We start from the raw sequence: 16,601 nt of genomic DNA, 5'->3' as shown, positions 1-16,601 counted from the left end.
TTGCAGGCTCTGCCCCCGTCACTTCGGTGACGGGGGCAGAGCTGTATCTATGTGGCTGTATCTATGTGGCTGTATCTATGTGGCTGTATCTATGTGTCCCCGTGTTTCGCATGGCTGTCCGACACCCGTAATGTGCGTTGAGTGACTTCCATCGATGACCTGAGCAAAGTGACCCTCGACGAGGGCGTACTCCGCATCACCATTTCCACCGCCGCCAACGGCACCTCCCTCGACGACGAAGGACTGGTTCAGGGCGCGCAGGCGCTCGAGACAGTCGGAAACGACATCGGGAGCATCCTTCTGGTCGGCGAAGGCGCAAACTTCTGTGCCGGCGGCAACGTCCGTGCGTTCGCCGCAGCCCCTGACCGCGGCGAGTACGTCGCCGAGGTTGCCCGCGTCTTCCACGTGTTCGTTCGCGCGCTCGACGCTGCGACCGCTCCAGTGGTGGCCGGGGTCCACGGATGGGCTGCCGGCGCCGGAATGAGCCTGGTCTGCCTCGCCGACGTCGCAATCGGCGGCACCGGCACCAAGCTTCGCCCCGCGTACCCCTCCATCGGTTTCACCCCGGACGGCGGAATGTCGTGGACGCTTCCACGCATCGTCGGCGTGGCACGCGCTCGCGAGATTCTTCTCAACGATTCGGTGATCGGTGGCGACGAAGCCGTCCGCCTGGGGATCCTCACCCGACTCGTCGGCGACGACGAGGTCCAAGAAGAGGCAGCTCGCCTCGCCCGCGCTCTGGCCAACGGACCGAGTACGTCGTACTCGGGAATCAAAGCACTGCTGCGTTCGTCGCGGACGAACTCGCTCGCCGAGCAACTCGACGCCGAAGCCGCGTCCATCGCCATCGCAGCGAACAGCCCGATCGGACGCGAGGGCGTCGACGCGTTCGTCGACAAGCGTCGGCCCGATTTCACTTCCGCAAAGCAGGCCTAGTCGAACTGCCGTGCCGAACGTCGCGACTCGACGTTCGGCAGGCCGGTTCGTGCAGACACCGTTCGATCAGCCCAGATTCCAGTCGACCGGATCGGCTCCGAGTCCGGTCAAGAGTTCGTTCGCACGACTGAAGGGGCGCGAACCGAAGAAGCCACGCGAGGCCGAAAGCGGTGACGGGTGCGCGGATTCGATGATCGGTGTGTCGCCGAGCATCGGCGCGAGAGTGGCCGCGTCACGACCCCACAAGATCGCCACCATCGGCGACGACCGCGCGACCAGAGCGCGGATAGCCTGCTCGGTCACCGGCTCCCAGCCCTTCTTACGATGAGAAGCGGCTTGACCCGGCTGCACGGTGAGAACGCGATTGAGAAGCAGCACACCTTGTTTCGACCACGGTGTCAGATCGCCGTTCGGCGGTATCGGCAACCCGAGATCCTGGTGATACTCCTTGTAGATGTTGCCGAGACTTCGCGGAACCGGCCGCACGTCCGGTGCAACCGAAAAGCTCAACCCGACAGCGTGACCGGGCGTCGGATAAGGGTCCTGACCGACGATGAGCACTCGAACGTCCTCGAAAGGGTTCGTGAACGCACGCAAGACGTTCTCCCCCGCCGGCAGGTACTCCCGTCCCGCAGCGATCTCTTCGCGCAAGAACTTACCCATCGCGGAGATCTGCTCCGAGACCGGTTCGAGTGCCCGCGCCCACCCTGGATCGACGATCTCTGCAAGCGGCGCCATCAGTCGAGCCTGCGCAACGCGTCGCGGTAGTACGCCGCATTGGCTGCGTACATCTTGACGTTTCCGTCGAGGTGGCCGAGCGGAACTTCGTATCCCGCACGGACCTTGGCGGGCACACCGAGTGCCATGCTGCGCGGGGGAACCTGCATCTTGTTGGCCACCACCGCACCCGCGGCGACGATCGACCCCGTCCCGATCACCGTTCCGTTGAGAACAACTGACCCCGACGCGATCAGGCAATGGTCCTCGATGGTCGATCCCTCGATGTGCGCGTTGTGGCCCACGACGCAACCGGAACCGATGACAGTCGCATCGATGGCGGTGCAATGGATGACGGTTCCGTCCTGGATGTTCGATCCGATTCCCACCGAAATGGTTCCGTAGTCACCACGCAATACCGCTTGCGGCCAGATCGAGGTACCCGCTGCGAGAGTCACGGCGCCGATCACCACCGCGTCCGGGTGGACGTATGCGTCCGGATGAATGTCCGGAACTCTGTCTCCAAGTGCGTATACAGCCATGAAAGCAACCTATACCGCGGTGGTACCGGTGGTCGAAAAGCTGTGCCAGCCCCCGTCGCTCTCGCGAAGCGAACCGTCGACGCTCACGCCCGAACCGGCGGCAACCTCACCGATCACGATCCAACCCGACGGAATCTCGACCTCAGGCCCGAAAGTTGCTGCGAATCCGTGATCTTCACCACCGGAGAGGATCCAGTCCAGCGGATCGACGTCGAGCGCCTCGGCCGCCGATGCGACATCCGGTGAGGTCGGAACCGCAGCCGAGAAGATGTCGAACCGCACGTGCGAGGCCTCTGCGAGATGTCGGAGGTCCGCGATCAATCCGTCGGACACGTCCGTCATGGAATGTGCTGATTCTGCGGCGTCCCATGCCGATTGATACGGCGGATTCGGAACGCGATGGGAGGCAAGCAAATCTGGAAAGTTTGCGGGCTTGTCGAGCAGTACGGCTTCGTCGAGTAGTAGTGCCAACCCTGCTGCCGAGCAACCGAACAACCCGGCGACCGCGATCTTGTCACCGATCTTTGCTCCCGAACGCAGAACTGCCGCACGGCCACCGAGATCGCCGAGCACGGTCACCGACACCACGATCACCGGTGACTGGACCAGGTCACCGCCGACCACACCGGCACCCAGATCGGTTGCCGCGTCCCAGATTCCCGCGGAGATTGCGTCGACCACGTCGACGGGTGTCGAAGGCGGGCACCCCAGAGACACCGTGAAGGCCGTCGGCCGCGCTCCCATCGAGACCACATCAGCAGCGTTCTGTGCCACTGCCTTCCGGCCGATGTCGCGTGGTGAAGACCAATCCATTCGGAAATGTCGACCTTCGACCAACATGTCGGACGAGACAACCACACGGCCGTCTCCGGAAGTCACGATGGCGGCATCGTCACCCGGCCCCAATTCAGTGGTGACCGGTTGGATTCGGCCGAGAAGAGATCGCGCGATCACGTCGAACTCCCCCACCTGCTCGACAGTGGGCTCCGACCCGAACTCCGATGATGCAGTGAACTCCGATGATGCGATGAGTCTCTCCAATGCCGACGCAATTCGCTCGTAAGCGGCCTGCGGTACCTTCTAGCTGTGGTCGTGAATGCTTCTGCAAGCTCACGCGTGTGTCGGCAATCCTACCGATTCACCGACATGCTCTCAGAAGTGACAAGACCGCTGATCGACTGGACCAGGACCCGAGCGAAGAACTGAGCATGGCAGAAAACACCTCCACCGCAGACAACGCCGACATCGACCCCGACGGCGACGACGATCCGTCAGAGCGCCGCAGTCCGGCGCTGATCGCCACCGCCATCGCACTCCCGGTAGCCCTGATCGTCGGAGTAGTGATCGCGGCCGTCGTCGCGGGAAACAACCCTGAACTCTCGCCGGTTGCATTGGGACCCGTACCGGCACCGGCAGCGGAGTCGCCGGCCTGCGTTTCCCTTCTCGGCGCGCTCCCCGACAAGATCGACGACTTCACGAAAGCCGAATTGGTGGAACCTGCTCCGGCCGGTGCGGCAGCGTGGCAGCGCAGCGAAGGAGAGCCGATCGTCTTGCGCTGCGGACTCGACCGTCCGTCCGAGTTCGACCAGGCTGCAGCACTACAGGTCGTGAACGGTGTCCAGTGGTTCCAGGTCTCGGGAACCGACATCGGTTTGGCGGCGAGCACTTGGTTTGCCGTAGACCGCGGTGAATACATCGGTATCACGATCCCCGACGGGACCGGTCCGACGCCGATTCAGGAAATCTCCGACACCATCACGGCGACTCTCGAACAGAAGCCTCTCGACCCGGCGCCGGTCGCGGTTCCCTGATCAGCGAAGGCCGGTGCCGCGAGCGACGGCGGTGTCGACCAGAGTCGAAATCAAAGTGCGGTAATCGATTCCGGTGGCGTTCCACATCTTCGGGTACATCGAGATGGAAGTGAACCCGGGCATCGTGTTGATCTCGTTGATCACCGGGCCGTCAGCCGTGACGAAGAAATCGACCCGCGAGAGTCCCTGGCAATCGAGTGCCTTGAACGCGCGGACAGCAAGCTCCCTGATCTGGTCGCTCACCGACTCGTCGAGTTTCGCGGGGATGTCGAATTCACAGACGTCGTCGAGGTACTTGGTGTCGAAGTCGTAGAACGCGTCCGAATCGGCGTCGGAATCGGGCATCCGGATCTCGGCGACCACACTCGCCTTGACGTCGCCGTTCGGGAATTCGAGGACGCCGCATTCAACCTCGCGGCCGATGATCGCGCCTTCGACGATCACCTTGGGATCATGCAGGCGTGCATGAGCGATCGCCCCGTCCAGACCGTCCCAATTGCTCACCCGAGTGATGCCGATGGACGAGCCTCCACGAGCGGGCTTGACGAAAACCGGAAGGCCCAATTCCGCCTTCTGCTCTTCGGTCAGCGTTGCGGTTCCCGGTCGAAGCACGACCTGCACTCCGACGGGAAGTCCTTCAGCAGCAAGAAGCTTCTTCGTGAACTCTTTGTCCATGCCGGCGGCGCTGGCCAGAACTCCGGGTCCGACGTACGGAACCCCGGCAAGTTCGAGCAGACCCTGAATCGTGCCGTCTTCACCGTAAGCCCCATGAAGAACGGGGAACACGACGTCGACCGACGCGAGCACAGCACCGGCGTCGGAGCCGTCGAAGGAGATGACCTCGCCCTCGCGGGTGGGGTCCGCGCTGAGGACCACCGACGTTCCGTCTTTGTCGACCGACGGCAGCGCGCGCCCGCTGATCGCGAGGGAACTGGGGTCGCTCGAACCGAGCACCCAGGAACCGTCGACGGTGATGCCGATCGGTACGACGTCGTACCGATCGGGGTCGAGGTTGCTCAGGACGCTTCCGGCGGAAACACAGGACACTGAATGCTCATTGCTCCGGCCACCGAAGATCACGGCCACGCGGGTACGACTGCTGTTCACGCGTCAAACCGTACCGCCGAATCGACTGCGGCACGCGATCGGGCCGGACCGATTTCGTCGACCCGGCCCGTTTACGCGTCGAGTGCGCGCTCGATGTCGGCCAGGAGATCGGCGGTGTCCTCGATGCCACAAGCGATTCGGACAAAACCTGCACTGACCGGATCGCCCCAGCGCGCACGGCGATCCGCCGTCGTGTGGATCCCGCCGAAGCTGGTAGCAGCCGTGACGAGAGCGCTCGCTTCGACGAACGAGTGGAATGCCTGAGCCGAATCCAACTCGACGCTCACCAATCCACCGAATCGATTCATCTGACCGGATGCCGTTGCGTGGGACGGGTCACCGCGAAGGCCGGGGTAACGAACGGACCGGACTGCTTTGTGATTTACCAACATCTCGGCAAGCGCCAGCGCGTTGTCGCACTGACGCCCGAATCGCAGGCCTGCCGTGCCGAGGCTCCGGTGCGCAAGCCACGTCTCGAAGGGGCCGAGCACCGTTCCCGAGAGAAGTCGCTCACGCTCGATTCGCCGACTCACTGCCGCATCGGAGGTGGCGACGTAACCCATCAGGAGGTCACTGTGCCCGCTGAGAGCCTTGGTACCGCTGGCCACCACGACGTCGGCACCCAATTCGAGCGGGCGCTGACCCAGCGGTGTCGCGGTCGTGTTGTCGACGATCAGCAGCGCACCCGAACGGTGGCACACGTCGGCGAGCACGCGAAGGTCGACCACGTCCAGCACCGGGTTGGACGGCGTCTCGGCGACGACGACCACGCGGCCCGGTGACGCGTCGAGCAGATCTACGAAGCTCGCGTCGCCCATCTGCAGAGTCGAAACCTCGCGAACGGTGATTCCCAACGGCGCGAGGCGCTCGTTCGCGTACAACCGCACTTGGTAATACCCGTCCGAGGGCACGACGACGGTATCCCCCGCGACGAGGACGCTGCGCAAGGTAGCGGTGATCGCGGACATCCCCGATCCCATGACGAGGGCGTGGTCCGCTCTCTCGAGCGCCGCGAGCGCGGATTCGAGTCCGCGCCAACCCGGGTTCGATGCACGTGCATAGGTATCGGACTCGGAACCTTCGTCCGCCGAAAGTTGGTACGGCGCTGCGAATATCGGGCCCAGTTGCATGGGCTGACCCGCGGCGTGTTCGCGCGCGACGGCGCTCACGCTGCGCGTCGAATCCCCGTAATCCTCGAAGCGACCCACACCGATTTCACTCATTCCGGCTTCGTCCGGCGTCCGAGCAACTGACCGATCGCATCGCTGACGGCCATGCCTTCGTGGCACACCCGGTGGACCGCGTCGGTCAACGGCATCTCCACGTCGTATCCGGCAGCGAGTGCGCGTACCGACGTGCACGACTTCACGCCCTCGGCGACCTGACCGTTGGTTGCCTTCTGTGCCGACTCCATCGACCCGCCTCGTCCGAGCCGCTCTCCGAACGTCCGGTTTCGCGACAACTCGGACGTGCAGGTCGCTACCAGGTCACCGACGCCCGCCAAGCCTGCAAGAGTCGACGCCTTGGCGCCGAGCGCAACGCCGAGACGAATCGTCTCGGCGAGCCCACGGGTGATGATGCTGGCAACCGTGTTGTCGCCGAATCCACTGCCGGCGGCCATGCCGCAGGCCAGCGCGATCACGTTCTTACACGCACCACCGATCTCGCATCCGATGACGTCGGAGTTGGTGTACGGCCTGAAATAGCCGGTAGCACAAGCATCCTGGAGAGCGAGGGCACGCGAGGAATCCGAACAGGCGATCACCGTCGCCGCGGGCTGCCCGCCGGCGATCTCGTGTGCAAGGTTCGGGCCCGAGAGCACCGCGACGCGCCCCGGTTCCACGCCGGTCACCGACACGATGACCTGGCTCATGCGCATGAGCGTCCCGGTCTCGATTCCCTTGGCCAGACTCAGCAGAGTCGCATCGGGTCCGATCGAGCCTTTCCACTGCTCCAGGTTTGCTCGTAGCGACTGCGAGGGAACCGCCAGCACGATGAAGTCAGCACCTGCCATCGCCTCCTCGTGGTGGTGGGTCGCGCGAATCGACGAAGGCAAAGCAATGCCTGGCAGATAGTCGCTGTTCTCGTGCGTGGTGTCGATGCGCTTCGCGACCTCTTCACGCCTGGCCCACATCGTCACGTCGGTTCCGGCCTCGGCCATCACCTTCGCCAACGCCGTTCCCCACGAACCTGCGCCCAATACAGCTGCCTTACTCACACGCTCACCCCGTCTACCCGGCGAAGCGGGTCGCCGCCAGAAAAATCGTCTGCACAGAGTATCGCCTGTGGTGCACTGCGGTGGGCAGCCGCGGACACCGAGCGTGATGACTGGCAAGATCGAGGGATGGACAGCGCGGAACCCCCGTACCCACACGCCGTGGTGACACCGCATGCGCGCACGGAGATCGAACGCCCCATGCATGCGATAGTGGCCGTCAAGTCCTTGAGATCGGCCAAGTCCCGCCTCGCGGGCGAACTCGACTCGGACGCGCGTGCAGACCTCGTGTTGGCCATGCTTCACGACACCCTCGCCACAGTTGCAGCCGTCTCGGCCATCGACAGCGTCACAGTGGTCACCCCAGACCCCACCGTTGCCGCCCTTGCATATTCCGTAGGCGTGACGGTCTACGCCGATCCAGCTCCCGACGCCGCCCGAACCAACGGCGCAACACCGCGCACGGAGGAAACCCTCAACGCGGCGTTGAGTGCAGCGGCCGCCGATATCCGAGCCAAGCGCGGAGTGGTCGACCTCGTTGTGCTGCAAGCCGACTTGCCCGCCATGCAACCGAGCGAACTGACGGAGGCCGTGGCCGCGGCCCGAAGCGGCGGACGTTCAGTCGTCGTCGATCACCACGGCACCGGCACTTCCGCATTGTTTGCGTGCGGCGAAAGCGCGCTCGACCCTCGGTTCGGGCCGGAATCCGCACTTGGACATGCCAATTCAGGTGCTCGTCCACTCAACGGCCAATGGCCGGGACTGCGCACCGACGTCGACACCCATGCCGATCTCGGCACTGTGCGAGCACTGGGAGTAGGCCCCGCGACATCGGCTTCGTTGACCAGACTCAAGGCCACGCCGTCGAACAGTCGATGAATTTTCTTTCATCGATTGTCGGACCGCGCGATTGTGGGGGATGATCGACGAGTGAGCAATGGCGAAGCACTCGAAAACCGTATTTCCGAAGACCAGTCGGACGGAGACCACAGCTCCGGCCGGCACGAGAACGGCGCGGCCACCTCGCCGCGATCTCAGGCCGTCGCGGTCGCCACCAACATCCCGGGCGCTCCCCCTGCAGCTACCAAGGCAGAGCTACCCGAATTGCTCGTCGGACTTCCCGAGGATCGTTACCTCAACCGCGAACTCAGCTGGCTCGATTTCAATGCCCGTGTTCTCGCATTGGCCGCCGACGAGTCACTGCCGTTGCTCGAACGCGCAAAGTTCCTCGCCATCTTCGCTTCCAATCTCGACGAATTTTTCATGGTCCGGGTCGCCGGACTCAAGCGCCGCGACGAGACGGGACTGTCGGTCAGGTCCGCCGACGGCCTCTCCCCACGCGAACAATTGGCGCTCATCGCGCGTCGCACCCAGGAACTCGCCGACAAGCACGCACACGTGTTTCTCGACTCAGTCCGCCCTGCCCTGGCGGCAGAAGGCATTTCAATTGTTCGATGGGCCGACCTCAGTGCCGACGATCACGGCCGGCTCTCGGCGCATTTCCACGAGCAGGTCTTCCCGGTACTGACGCCGTTGGCAGTCGATCACGCCCACCCGTTCCCCTACATCAGCGGACTGAGCCTCAACCTCGCCGTGACAGTGAAGGACTCCGTCACCCGCGGCGAACACTTCGCTCGCGTCAAGGTTCCCGACAACGTCGGCCGGTTCGTGCGAGTCAAGAGCACGACATCTTCGTCCACCATCGATTCTTTCCTCCCGATGGAAGAACTGATTTCGGCTCATCTGGACGTGCTGTTCCCCGGAATGGAAATCGTCGAACATCACGCTTTCCGAATCACACGCAACGCCGATTTCGAGGTCGAAGAAGATCGGGACGAGGATCTGCTGCAGGCACTCGAACGTGAATTGGCGCGTCGTCGTTTCGGTTCACCCGTTCGCCTCGAAGTTGCCGACGACATGACCGAGCACATGCTCGAACTGCTTCTGCGTGAACTCGACGTCGATCCGGCCGACGTGATCGAAGTTTCCGGTCTCCTCGACTTGTCCTGCCTCTGGCAGGTTTACGCCGTCGACCGCCCCGCTCTCAAAGACGCTCCGTTCGTCCCGGCGACGCATCCGGCGTTCGGTGAACGCGAGACTCCGAAGAGCGTGTTCTCGACCCTGCGCGAAGGCGACGTGCTCGTCCACCACCCATACGACTCGTTTTCCACAAGCGTTCAACGCTTCATCGAACAGGCCGCCGCCGACCCGCAGGTGCTCGCGATCAAGCAGACCCTGTACCGCACTTCCGGCGACTCCCCCATCGTCAATGCACTGATCGACGCCGCCGAAGCGGGCAAGCAGGTTGTCGCGCTGGTGGAGATCAAGGCCCGCTTCGACGAGCAGGCCAACATCAAGTGGGCACGCAAACTCGAGCAGGCCGGCGTTCACGTCGTCTACGGTCTCGTCGGTCTCAAGACTCACTGCAAGACGTGCCTCGTCGTCAGACGAGAGGGCTCGACCATTCGTCGTTACTGCCACATCGGCACGGGCAACTACAACCCGAAGACCGCGCGCATGTACGAGGACGTCGGATTGCTCACCGCAGCACCGGAGATCGGTGCAGACCTCACCGACCTCTTCAACTCGCTGACCGGATACTCCCGAAAGACGAGCTACCGCAACCTTCTCGTAGCGCCGTACGGGGTTCGCCGCGGGATCATCGAGCGGATCGACAACGAGATCGCTCACAAGCTCGCAGGCCGCGATGCCGGTATCCGCTTGAAGGCCAACGCATTGGTCGACGAGCAGGTCATCGACGCGTTGTACCGCGCATCCAAGGCCGGTATCCCCGTCGAGATCGTGGTCCGCGGAATCTGCGCGCTCAAGCCGGGCGTTCCCGGCCTCAGCGAAAACATCGAAGTACGTTCCATTCTCGGACGCTTCCTCGAACACTCGCGAATGTTCCATTTCCGCTCGGCCGACGAATTCTGGATCGGCAGCGCAGACATGATGCACCGCAACCTCGATCGCCGCGTCGAGGTCATGGTGCAGGTCAAGGACCCGAAACTGTCGAAGCAACTCGGTGACATCTTCGACTCCGCGCTCGATCCCCGAACTCGCTGCTGGGTACTGCATCCGGACGGGAGTTGGGTCGCTGCCCCCGAACGCGGTGAGGACGTACGTGAGCATCAACAGTCGTTGATGCGCAGCCGCACCGCCAGCGGGTCTTGACGGGCTCGGATCACACAATGAACGACAAGCCGGTCAAAGCCAACATCTTTGCCGCAGGCGCGGTTCTGTGGCGGAAGGCTCCTCAGGATCCTTCCGCCATCGAGATCGCCGTCGTACATCGACCGAAGTACGACGACTGGTCATTCCCCAAAGGAAAGCTCGATCCCGGCGAGACCTTCTTGACCGCAGCAGTTCGGGAGGTCCGCGAAGAGACCTCGATCACCGGACGTTTCGGAAGGCACCTCGGTGGCGTGACGTACCCGATCCCGGGACATCGCAAACTCAAACGGGTCGAATACTGGTCGGCCGAAGCAGTGGACGGAGATTTCGGGCCGAATAGCGAAGTGGATGTTCTCTATTGGCTTCCGGTCACCGAGGTCGCCGATCATCTTTCCTACCCGATGGATCGAATGATTCTTCGCCGCTTCGTTTCCCTTCGGCCTGACACGAAAACGGTATTACTCGTCCGCCACGCAAAAGCTGGAAGCCGTAAGCGATACAAGGGCGACGACAATGTGCGTCCACTCGACGCCAAGGGCAAAGAGCAATCCGCCGCCTTGGTCGAACAGCTGAAAATCTTCGGAGCCGATTCGGTTTTCGCGGCTGACCGTACGCGCTGCATCGACACTGTGATGCCATTGGCGGAGGCATTGGGTGTAGAGATTTCGACGGAACCTCTTCTGACCGAAGAAGGTTACGAGGCCGATCCCGACGCCGCCAGGGCGCGTGCGCTGCAGATCGCCGCACTGGAGGGCACTCCCGTAATCTGCAGCCAAGGAGGCGTCATCCCCGATTTGATGCGCTGGTGGGCTGATACGGCCGGTGTAACACTGCCCTCGGCGCGCAACCGTAAGGCGAGCACTTGGGTGCTCTCGTTCCTCGACGGCCGTCTGGTAGCCGCGGATCACCTCGACAGCCCGCTCCCCAAAGTCGCCAACTCCTGAGGGATTTGGACCAACCGACACTCAGCTCGATTCGGTAGTTTTGCAAAGCACTGAAACACAGGAGAATTCACACTTCTCCCAGACAGCAAAAAAGAGGTGCAGCCGCGGATCTGATCCGCGGCTGCACCTCTTTGTCTTACGGCATCGGGTTTTTCACCCGAACGCGACTACTTTGCGCGCTTGGCCGGAGCCTTCTTGGCCGGAGCCTTCTTGGCTGCGGTCTTGGCGGGAGCCTTCTTGGCCGGAGCCTTCTTGGCCGGAGCCTTGGCTGCGGTCTTGGCCGGAGCCTTCTTGGCGGGAGCCTTGGTGGCAACCGTCTTCTTGGCTGCGGTCTTGGCCGGAGCCTTCTTGGCGGGAGCCTTGGTGGCAACCGTCTTCTTGGCTGCGGTCTTGGCCGGAGCCTTCTTGGCGGGAGCCTTCGCGGCAACCGTCTTCTTGGCTGCGGTCTTGGCCGGAGCCTTCTTGGCCGGAGCCTTCTTGGCTGCGGTCTTCTTGGCAGCAGCCTTCTTGGCTGCAGCCTTGGTGGCCGGTGCTGCTACGCCACGCTTGACTGCCGGGCCGGTGGCCGGAAGCTTCTGTCCACCAGCGATAACAGCCTTGAACTGCGCACCCGGACGGAAAGCCGGAACCGACGTCGGCTTGACCTTGACGGTCTCGCCCGTACGCGGGTTGCGTGCAACACGTGCTGCACGACGACGCTGCTCGAAGACTCCGAAGCCGGTGATGGTCACGCTCTCGCCACGGTGGACGGCGCGGACGATGGTGTCCACGACGTGCTCCACTGCGTCGGTCGCTGTGCGCCTGTCCGAACCCAGCTTTTCAGTCAGAACATCGATGAGCTCTGCCTTGTTCATTGAAATTCCTCCGCTAATTGTGGTCCACCGTCGGACCGACTGAGAACCACGGTAAACCTGATAACGGCAAGAGTCTATGTGCCACGCCAATTCTCATTCAACGTGACTGCGAAATGGTGACCTATTTCTCTTCCCGCGCGGAGTTGCGGATTTCGGTTCAGCCCTGCGAAATTCGGGCTGGAAGGGTAGTCGGTTTCCATGAAGGCCTTGACTTTTCGAACTCGGAAATCGCGTCTACCTGCCGCAATGTCAGTCCGATGTCGTCGAGACCCTCCAGCAGACGCCACCGTGTGTAGTCGTCAATATTGAACGGCACCACCGTAGTTCCGGCGCTGACGGTCCGATTCTCGAGATCTACTGTCAATTCCAGTCCGGGCTGCTCTTCGAGCAACTTCCAGAGCAATTCGACGTCGCTCTGCTCGACCTGTGCCGCTACGAGACCGGCTTTTCCGGCGTTTCCGCGGAAGATGTCGGCGAACCGGGAAGCAATGACGACCCGAAATCCGAAGTCGGAGAGAGCCCACACGGCATGCTCACGCGAAGAGCCCGTGCCGAAATCGGGACCGGCCACGAGGACGCTTCCCTTGTCGTACGGAGCCAGATTCAGAATGAAGTTGGGGTCGGTACGCCAGCCTGCAAACAGCCCGTCCTCGAATCCGGTGCGCGTCACCCGTTTCAGGTACACGGCAGGGATGATCTGGTCGGTATCGACATTCGAGCGTCGCAGCGGGACGCCGATACCCTTGTGCGTGGTAAAGGATTCCATCGAAATTCTCCTCGAGATGGTAAGTGGGTCAGACCAGATCGGCCGGTGCCGAGAGCGTTCCGCGGACCGCCGTGGCAGCCGCGACGAGCGGGGAAACCAGATGAGTCCGGCCGCCTTTACCCTGTCGGCCTTCGAAATTCCGGTTGGACGTCGATGCCGAACGCTCGCCGGGAGCAAGCTGGTCAGGGTTCATTCCCAAGCACATCGAGCAACCGGCCTGGCGCCATTCAGCCCCTGCCGCTGTGAAGATTTCACCGAGACCTTCGCTTTCGGCTTGAGCCCGCACCCGCATCGAGCCGGGAACGATGAGCATCCGAACGCCCTCTGCCACATGGCGACCCTCGAGCACCTCCGCCACTGCGCGCAGGTCTTCGATGCGTCCGTTGGTGCACGAACCGACGAACACGGTGTCGACAGAAACATCCCGAAGCGGCATACCGGCGTCGAGACCCATGTAGGTCAGCGCCTTCTCGGCTGCCTGACGCTCGCTCTCGTCGACGATCAGTTCGGGATCAGGCACACGGTCGCCGAGCGGCGCACCCTGTCCCGGATTGGTTCCCCACGTGACGAAAGGCGTCAATGCGCTTGCGTCGATGTGAACCTCGTTGTCGAATTCCGCGCCCTCGTCGGTCTTGAGCAACTCCCACGCGGCGACGGCTTCGTCCCACTCTGCGCCGGACGGTGCATGCGGACGGCCCTTGATGAACTCGTAAGTGGTCTCGTCCGGTGCGATCATGCCCGCGCGGGCTCCGGCCTCGATCGACATGTTGCAGATGGTCATACGAGCTTCCATCGACAGTTTGCGAATGGCCTCGCCGCGGTACTCCAGTACGTAGCCCTGGCCGCCGCCGGTGCCGATCTTGGCGATGACTGCGAGGATCAAGTCCTTGCTCGTGACGCCGGGAGGCAGCTCGCCGTCGACCGTGATCGCCATGGTCTTGAAGGGGCGCAACGACAATGTCTGCGTTGCCATCACATGCTCGACCTCGCTGGTGCCGATTCCCATTGCGAGCGCACCGAATGCGCCGTGCGTCGACGTATGACTGTCGCCGCACACCACGGTGGTTCCGGGCTGCGTCAGGCCGAGCTGCGGTCCGACCACATGCACGATGCCTTGGTCGAGATCGCCCATGCGGTGCAAGCGAACTCCGAACTCCTCGCAATTTCGGCGCAAGGTGTCGACCTGAGTCTTGGACACAGGATCTGCGATCGGCTTGTCGATGTCGATCGTCGGAACGTTGTGGTCCTCGGTGGCGATCGTCAGGTCGGGACGGCGCAACTGGCGTCCCGCCAGGCGAAGTCCGTCGAATGCCTGGGGGCTCGTCACTTCGTGAACGAGGTGGAGATCGATGTAGATGAGGTCGGGATCCTGCCCCTCCCCTTTCACGACAACGTGGTCGTCCCACACCTTCTCGGCGAGAGTGCGTGCTTTCTGTGCCATGTCTTCCACCTCTGTACGTAGCCTCGCGTCGGCGGACTACGGGCTGGCCCGCCGCGCGTGAAGTAGGTCCCCAGCCTTCACAGCAGATGCAGACTGTCCCGAGGAAATGCGCTATCCCTCCAGGAAATGCGGTAGCATCCCACTATGCGAGAAACTGGTATCGACCTATGAGACAGCATAGCGGCATCGGCGTCCTGGACAAAGCAATGGGCGTGCTTCATGCAGTAGCTGAGGAACCGTGCAGCCTCACCGAACTCTGTGCACGAACCGGTTTGCCGCGCGCGACCGCCCATAGACTCGCCGTCGGTCTCGAAGTCCATCGACTCCTCACTCGCGACTCGGACGGTCAGTGGTGCCCAGGGCCCGGACTCGCCGAACTCGCTGCCACCGCTAATGATCCACTCATTGCTGCGGCCGGACTCATCCTCCCCCGCCTTCGCGAAATCACCGGCGAAAGCGTCCAGCTGTACCGTCGCGAAGGCACACAACGCATCTGCGTCGCGTCGATGGAACCACCGACCGGCCTGCGTGACACGGTGCTCGTCGGAGCCCGACTGCCGATGAACGCCGGATCCGGCGCCAAGGTCCTTCTCGCATGGGCAGATCCACAAACCCAACGGACCGTCCTCGCCGATGCATCCTTCGGCGAACGAGTGCTGCTCGAGGTTCGCCGGCGCGGCTGGGCACAGAGCGCGGCCGAACGTGAGCCCGGTGTCGCCAGCGTCGCGGCTCCCGTCCGCGACTCGGCAGGCGCTGTCATTGCCGCGATTTCGGTCTCCGGCCCCATCGATCGGATGGGTAGACGACCGGGAGCTCGCTGGGCGGCGGACCTTCTCGCAGCTGCCGAAGCGCTCCACAAGCGTCTGTAATTCGTGACACAGTAAGGCCTTCAGATCCTCGAGCACGTAGGAGTGCGACGCGACCATGGCAGGAAAGCAGCGTAGTCAGATCACGATGACCGAGGCCGAAATCTCGAGCTTCGTCGAAAAGAGCCGTACGGCAACGATGGCGACGTTGAGCGCCGACGGAATGCCTCACCTGATCGCGATGTGGTTCGCGATAGTCGACGGCGAAATCTGGTTCGAGACCAAAGCCAAGTCGCAGAAGGCCGTCAATCTTCGCCGGGACGCCCGAATGTCCGTCCTGATCGAAGACGGTCAGACGTACGACACGCTCCGAGGAGTCTCGATGGAGGGTACCGGGGTCATCGTCGAAGATCCGGAAGCCCTCTTCGCTGTGGGAATCAGCGTCTGGGAGCGATACACGGGCCCGTACACCGACGATCTCCGCCCGGCCGTCGACGCGATGCTCCACAAGCGCGTCGCGGTACGGTTCGTTCCCGATCGAACTCGTTCGTGGGATCACCGCAAGCTCGGGATGCCTGCGATGCCTCTTTCCGGCTCTACCGCACCGCCGCCGCAGCCCTGAGATTCGTGAGCGGAAAAATCACGAGCAATCGAATTCGGGCCGGCGTAGTTTCACCAACAGGCCCAACAACAAGGAGTGAGCATATGAGCGATCTCGACAGCAACACCCCGTCCGAACCCGAATCCCAATCGGAGGAAACCAAACGAAAGTTCCGTGAGGCCCTCGAACGGAAGAATCATCAGAACGCCAAATCGACCGACCATCGCGACGGACAGTCCAAGGTCCACAACACGCATGGCCCGGCCGATCACAAGCGAGAGTTCCGCCGTAAGAGCGGATAACCGATCGCGGACAACAGAGTGAGATGACGATCACCCCCAGTCGAATTCGACTGGGGGTGATCGTTTTTCGCACCGCCGGATACATTTCCCGCACATACGAAAAGACCCCCCGATCAATGATCAGAGGGTCTTTCCTTTGTAGCCCCGACGGGATTCGAACCCGCGCTACCGCCTTGAGAGGGCGGCGTCCTAGGCCGCTAGACGACGGGGCCAGGACACGCTTTTAAACGTGGTATTTCAGTCTTGCTCTTGGATGCTCAGCAAGCTTAGCTTGTCTGAGTCCGGCCACAAAATCGACCGGATTTCCGCTGGGGTACCAGGACTCGAACCTAGAATGGCGGTACCAGAAACCGCTGTGTTGCCAATTACACCATACCCCAAGGTC

Annotated in this window: 17 protein-coding genes and 2 tRNA genes; 8 read left to right on the top strand and 11 right to left on the bottom strand. The window is 62.7% G+C overall.

From position 1 onward, the window contains the following. The first annotated feature begins 141 nt into the window (after nt 1–141). Nucleotides 142–936 carry an enoyl-CoA hydratase-related protein gene (locus tag ACVZUB_RS12155; RefSeq protein WP_003942812.1) on the top strand — a complete coding sequence of 265 codons (795 nt, stop codon included), beginning with the start codon at nt 142–144 and terminating at the stop codon, nt 934–936. Nucleotides 937–1,002: 66 nt separating this feature from the next. On the opposite strand, the gene ACVZUB_RS12150 is transcribed toward ACVZUB_RS12155, so the two are convergent. Genes ACVZUB_RS12150 through ACVZUB_RS12140 form a run of 3 tightly spaced genes read right to left on the bottom strand, consistent with a single transcriptional unit; the run spans nt 1,003 to nt 3,236 of the window. Continuing rightward, nucleotides 1,003–1,674, bottom strand: coding sequence for a uracil-DNA glycosylase (locus tag ACVZUB_RS12150; protein ID WP_007729326.1), 672 nt, complete (start codon nt 1,672–1,674; stop codon nt 1,003–1,005). After that, complete coding sequence (locus tag ACVZUB_RS12145; RefSeq protein ID WP_007729328.1) at nt 1,674–2,195, bottom strand: gamma carbonic anhydrase family protein; 522 nt, start codon at nt 2,193–2,195, stop codon at nt 1,674–1,676. Before ACVZUB_RS12145 ends, ACVZUB_RS12150 begins: the two co-directional genes overlap by 1 nt. A gap of 9 nt (nt 2,196–2,204) precedes the next feature. Next, nucleotides 2,205–3,236 carry a thiamine-phosphate kinase gene (locus ACVZUB_RS12140; RefSeq protein WP_082920675.1) on the bottom strand — a complete coding sequence of 344 codons (1,032 nt, stop codon included), beginning with the start codon at nt 3,234–3,236 and terminating at the stop codon, nt 2,205–2,207. A gap of 77 nt (nt 3,237–3,313) precedes the next feature. Between ACVZUB_RS12140 and ACVZUB_RS12135 the strand changes: the two genes are divergently transcribed. Beyond that, the gene (locus ACVZUB_RS12135; protein WP_003942765.1) at nt 3,314–4,006 is read left to right on the top strand and encodes a DUF3515 domain-containing protein; all 693 of its coding nucleotides are present in this window, start codon (nt 3,314–3,316) and stop codon (nt 4,004–4,006) included. Here ACVZUB_RS12135 and ACVZUB_RS12130 read toward each other — a convergent pair whose 3' ends face one another. The 3 genes from ACVZUB_RS12130 to ACVZUB_RS12120 all read right to left on the bottom strand — a co-directional run bounded on the left by ACVZUB_RS12130 (nt 4,007) and on the right by ACVZUB_RS12120 (nt 7,331). After that, nucleotides 4,007–5,113, bottom strand: a complete 1,107-nt coding sequence (locus ACVZUB_RS12130; protein WP_042450837.1) for a D-alanine--D-alanine ligase family protein — start codon at nt 5,111–5,113, stop codon at nt 4,007–4,009. It abuts the gene before it with no gap. Nucleotides 5,114–5,184: 71 nt separating this feature from the next. After that, on the bottom strand, nt 5,185–6,336 hold the full coding sequence (locus ACVZUB_RS12125) for a cystathionine gamma-lyase (RefSeq protein WP_083057460.1): 1,152 nt from the start codon (nt 6,334–6,336) through the stop codon (nt 5,185–5,187). Continuing rightward, complete coding sequence (locus tag ACVZUB_RS12120) at nt 6,333–7,331, bottom strand: NAD(P)H-dependent glycerol-3-phosphate dehydrogenase (RefSeq protein ID WP_030535420.1); 999 nt, start codon at nt 7,329–7,331, stop codon at nt 6,333–6,335. The genes ACVZUB_RS12125 and ACVZUB_RS12120 overlap by 4 nt, the downstream gene beginning before the upstream one ends. A 126-nt stretch (nt 7,332–7,457) precedes the next feature. Between ACVZUB_RS12120 and cofC the strand changes: the two genes are divergently transcribed. Genes cofC through ACVZUB_RS12105 form a run of 3 tightly spaced genes read left to right on the top strand, consistent with a single transcriptional unit; the run spans nt 7,458 to nt 11,446 of the window. After that, nucleotides 7,458–8,207: a 2-phospho-L-lactate guanylyltransferase gene (gene cofC, locus ACVZUB_RS12115; RefSeq protein WP_482628440.1), complete on the top strand. Its 750-nt coding sequence runs from the start codon at nt 7,458–7,460 to the stop codon at nt 8,205–8,207. Between the two features lie 51 nt (nt 8,208–8,258). After that, a complete protein-coding gene (locus ACVZUB_RS12110) occupies nt 8,259–10,502 on the top strand; it encodes an RNA degradosome polyphosphate kinase (protein ID WP_003942685.1) in 2,244 nt (747 codons plus the stop codon). 17 nt (nt 10,503–10,519) lie between these two features. Further along, complete coding sequence (locus ACVZUB_RS12105) at nt 10,520–11,446, top strand: bifunctional NUDIX hydrolase/histidine phosphatase family protein (RefSeq protein WP_058038612.1); 927 nt, start codon at nt 10,520–10,522, stop codon at nt 11,444–11,446. 167 nt (nt 11,447–11,613) lie between these two features. On the opposite strand, the gene ACVZUB_RS12100 is transcribed toward ACVZUB_RS12105, so the two are convergent. The 3 genes from ACVZUB_RS12100 to leuC all read right to left on the bottom strand — a co-directional run bounded on the left by ACVZUB_RS12100 (nt 11,614) and on the right by leuC (nt 14,516). Next, nucleotides 11,614–12,300, bottom strand: a complete 687-nt coding sequence (locus ACVZUB_RS12100; RefSeq protein ID WP_047271271.1) for an HU family DNA-binding protein — start codon at nt 12,298–12,300, stop codon at nt 11,614–11,616. A gap of 157 nt (nt 12,301–12,457) precedes the next feature. Then, nucleotides 12,458–13,066 carry a 3-isopropylmalate dehydratase small subunit gene (gene leuD, locus ACVZUB_RS12095; RefSeq protein ID WP_003944724.1) on the bottom strand — a complete coding sequence of 203 codons (609 nt, stop codon included), beginning with the start codon at nt 13,064–13,066 and terminating at the stop codon, nt 12,458–12,460. Nucleotides 13,067–13,094: 28 nt separating this feature from the next. After that, a complete protein-coding gene (leuC, locus tag ACVZUB_RS12090; RefSeq protein WP_003944727.1) occupies nt 13,095–14,516 on the bottom strand; it encodes a 3-isopropylmalate dehydratase large subunit in 1,422 nt (473 codons plus the stop codon). A 158-nt stretch (nt 14,517–14,674) separates the two neighbouring features. On the opposite strand from leuC, the gene ACVZUB_RS12085 reads away from it, so the two are divergent. The 3 genes from ACVZUB_RS12085 (at nt 14,675) to ACVZUB_RS12075 (ending at nt 16,216) form a co-directional block, all read left to right on the top strand. Further along, a complete protein-coding gene (locus tag ACVZUB_RS12085) occupies nt 14,675–15,376 on the top strand; it encodes an IclR family transcriptional regulator (RefSeq protein ID WP_007729342.1) in 702 nt (233 codons plus the stop codon). A 55-nt stretch (nt 15,377–15,431) separates the two neighbouring features. Then, nucleotides 15,432–15,935 carry a pyridoxamine 5'-phosphate oxidase family protein gene (locus ACVZUB_RS12080; protein WP_003944740.1) on the top strand — a complete coding sequence of 168 codons (504 nt, stop codon included), beginning with the start codon at nt 15,432–15,434 and terminating at the stop codon, nt 15,933–15,935. Nucleotides 15,936–16,018: 83 nt separating this feature from the next. Next, entirely contained in the window at nt 16,019–16,216 is a 198-nt protein-coding gene (locus ACVZUB_RS12075) for a DUF5302 domain-containing protein (protein ID WP_007729345.1), read from the top strand. Between the two features lie 139 nt (nt 16,217–16,355). Here the strand turns inward: ACVZUB_RS12075 and ACVZUB_RS12070 are convergent. Further along, nucleotides 16,356–16,428 (bottom strand) — tRNA-Glu (locus ACVZUB_RS12070). Between the two features lie 96 nt (nt 16,429–16,524). Beyond that, nucleotides 16,525–16,596, bottom strand: a tRNA-Gln gene (locus tag ACVZUB_RS12065). Between the last annotated feature and the right edge of the window lie 5 nt (nt 16,597–16,601).

The organism is Rhodococcus sp. OS5 (assembly GCF_056837585.1).
This window is presented reverse-complemented; position numbering and strand designations above follow the sequence as displayed.

What these genes read in the sequence shown, in the direction of transcription:
- ACVZUB_RS12100 (WP_047271271.1), bottom strand. Translation starts at nt 12,300, where the DNA reads ATGAACAAGGCAGAGCTCATCGATGTTCTGACTGAAAAGCTGGGTTCG.
- leuD (WP_003944724.1), bottom strand. Translation starts at nt 13,066, where the DNA reads ATGGAATCCTTTACCACGCACAAGGGTATCGGCGTCCCGCTGCGACGC.
- cofC (WP_482628440.1), top strand. Translation starts at nt 7,458, where the DNA reads ATGGACAGCGCGGAACCCCCGTACCCACACGCCGTGGTGACACCGCAT.
- ACVZUB_RS12125 (WP_083057460.1), bottom strand. Translation starts at nt 6,336, where the DNA reads ATGAGTGAAATCGGTGTGGGTCGCTTCGAGGATTACGGGGATTCGACG.
- ACVZUB_RS12075 (WP_007729345.1), top strand. Translation starts at nt 16,019, where the DNA reads ATGAGCGATCTCGACAGCAACACCCCGTCCGAACCCGAATCCCAATCG.
- ACVZUB_RS12080 (WP_003944740.1), top strand. Translation starts at nt 15,432, where the DNA reads ATGGCAGGAAAGCAGCGTAGTCAGATCACGATGACCGAGGCCGAAATC.
- ACVZUB_RS12145 (WP_007729328.1), bottom strand. Translation starts at nt 2,195, where the DNA reads ATGGCTGTATACGCACTTGGAGACAGAGTTCCGGACATTCATCCGGAC.
- ACVZUB_RS12085 (WP_007729342.1), top strand. Translation starts at nt 14,675, where the DNA reads ATGAGACAGCATAGCGGCATCGGCGTCCTGGACAAAGCAATGGGCGTG.
- ACVZUB_RS12150 (WP_007729326.1), bottom strand. Translation starts at nt 1,674, where the DNA reads ATGGCGCCGCTTGCAGAGATCGTCGATCCAGGGTGGGCGCGGGCACTC.
- ACVZUB_RS12105 (WP_058038612.1), top strand. Translation starts at nt 10,520, where the DNA reads ATGAACGACAAGCCGGTCAAAGCCAACATCTTTGCCGCAGGCGCGGTT.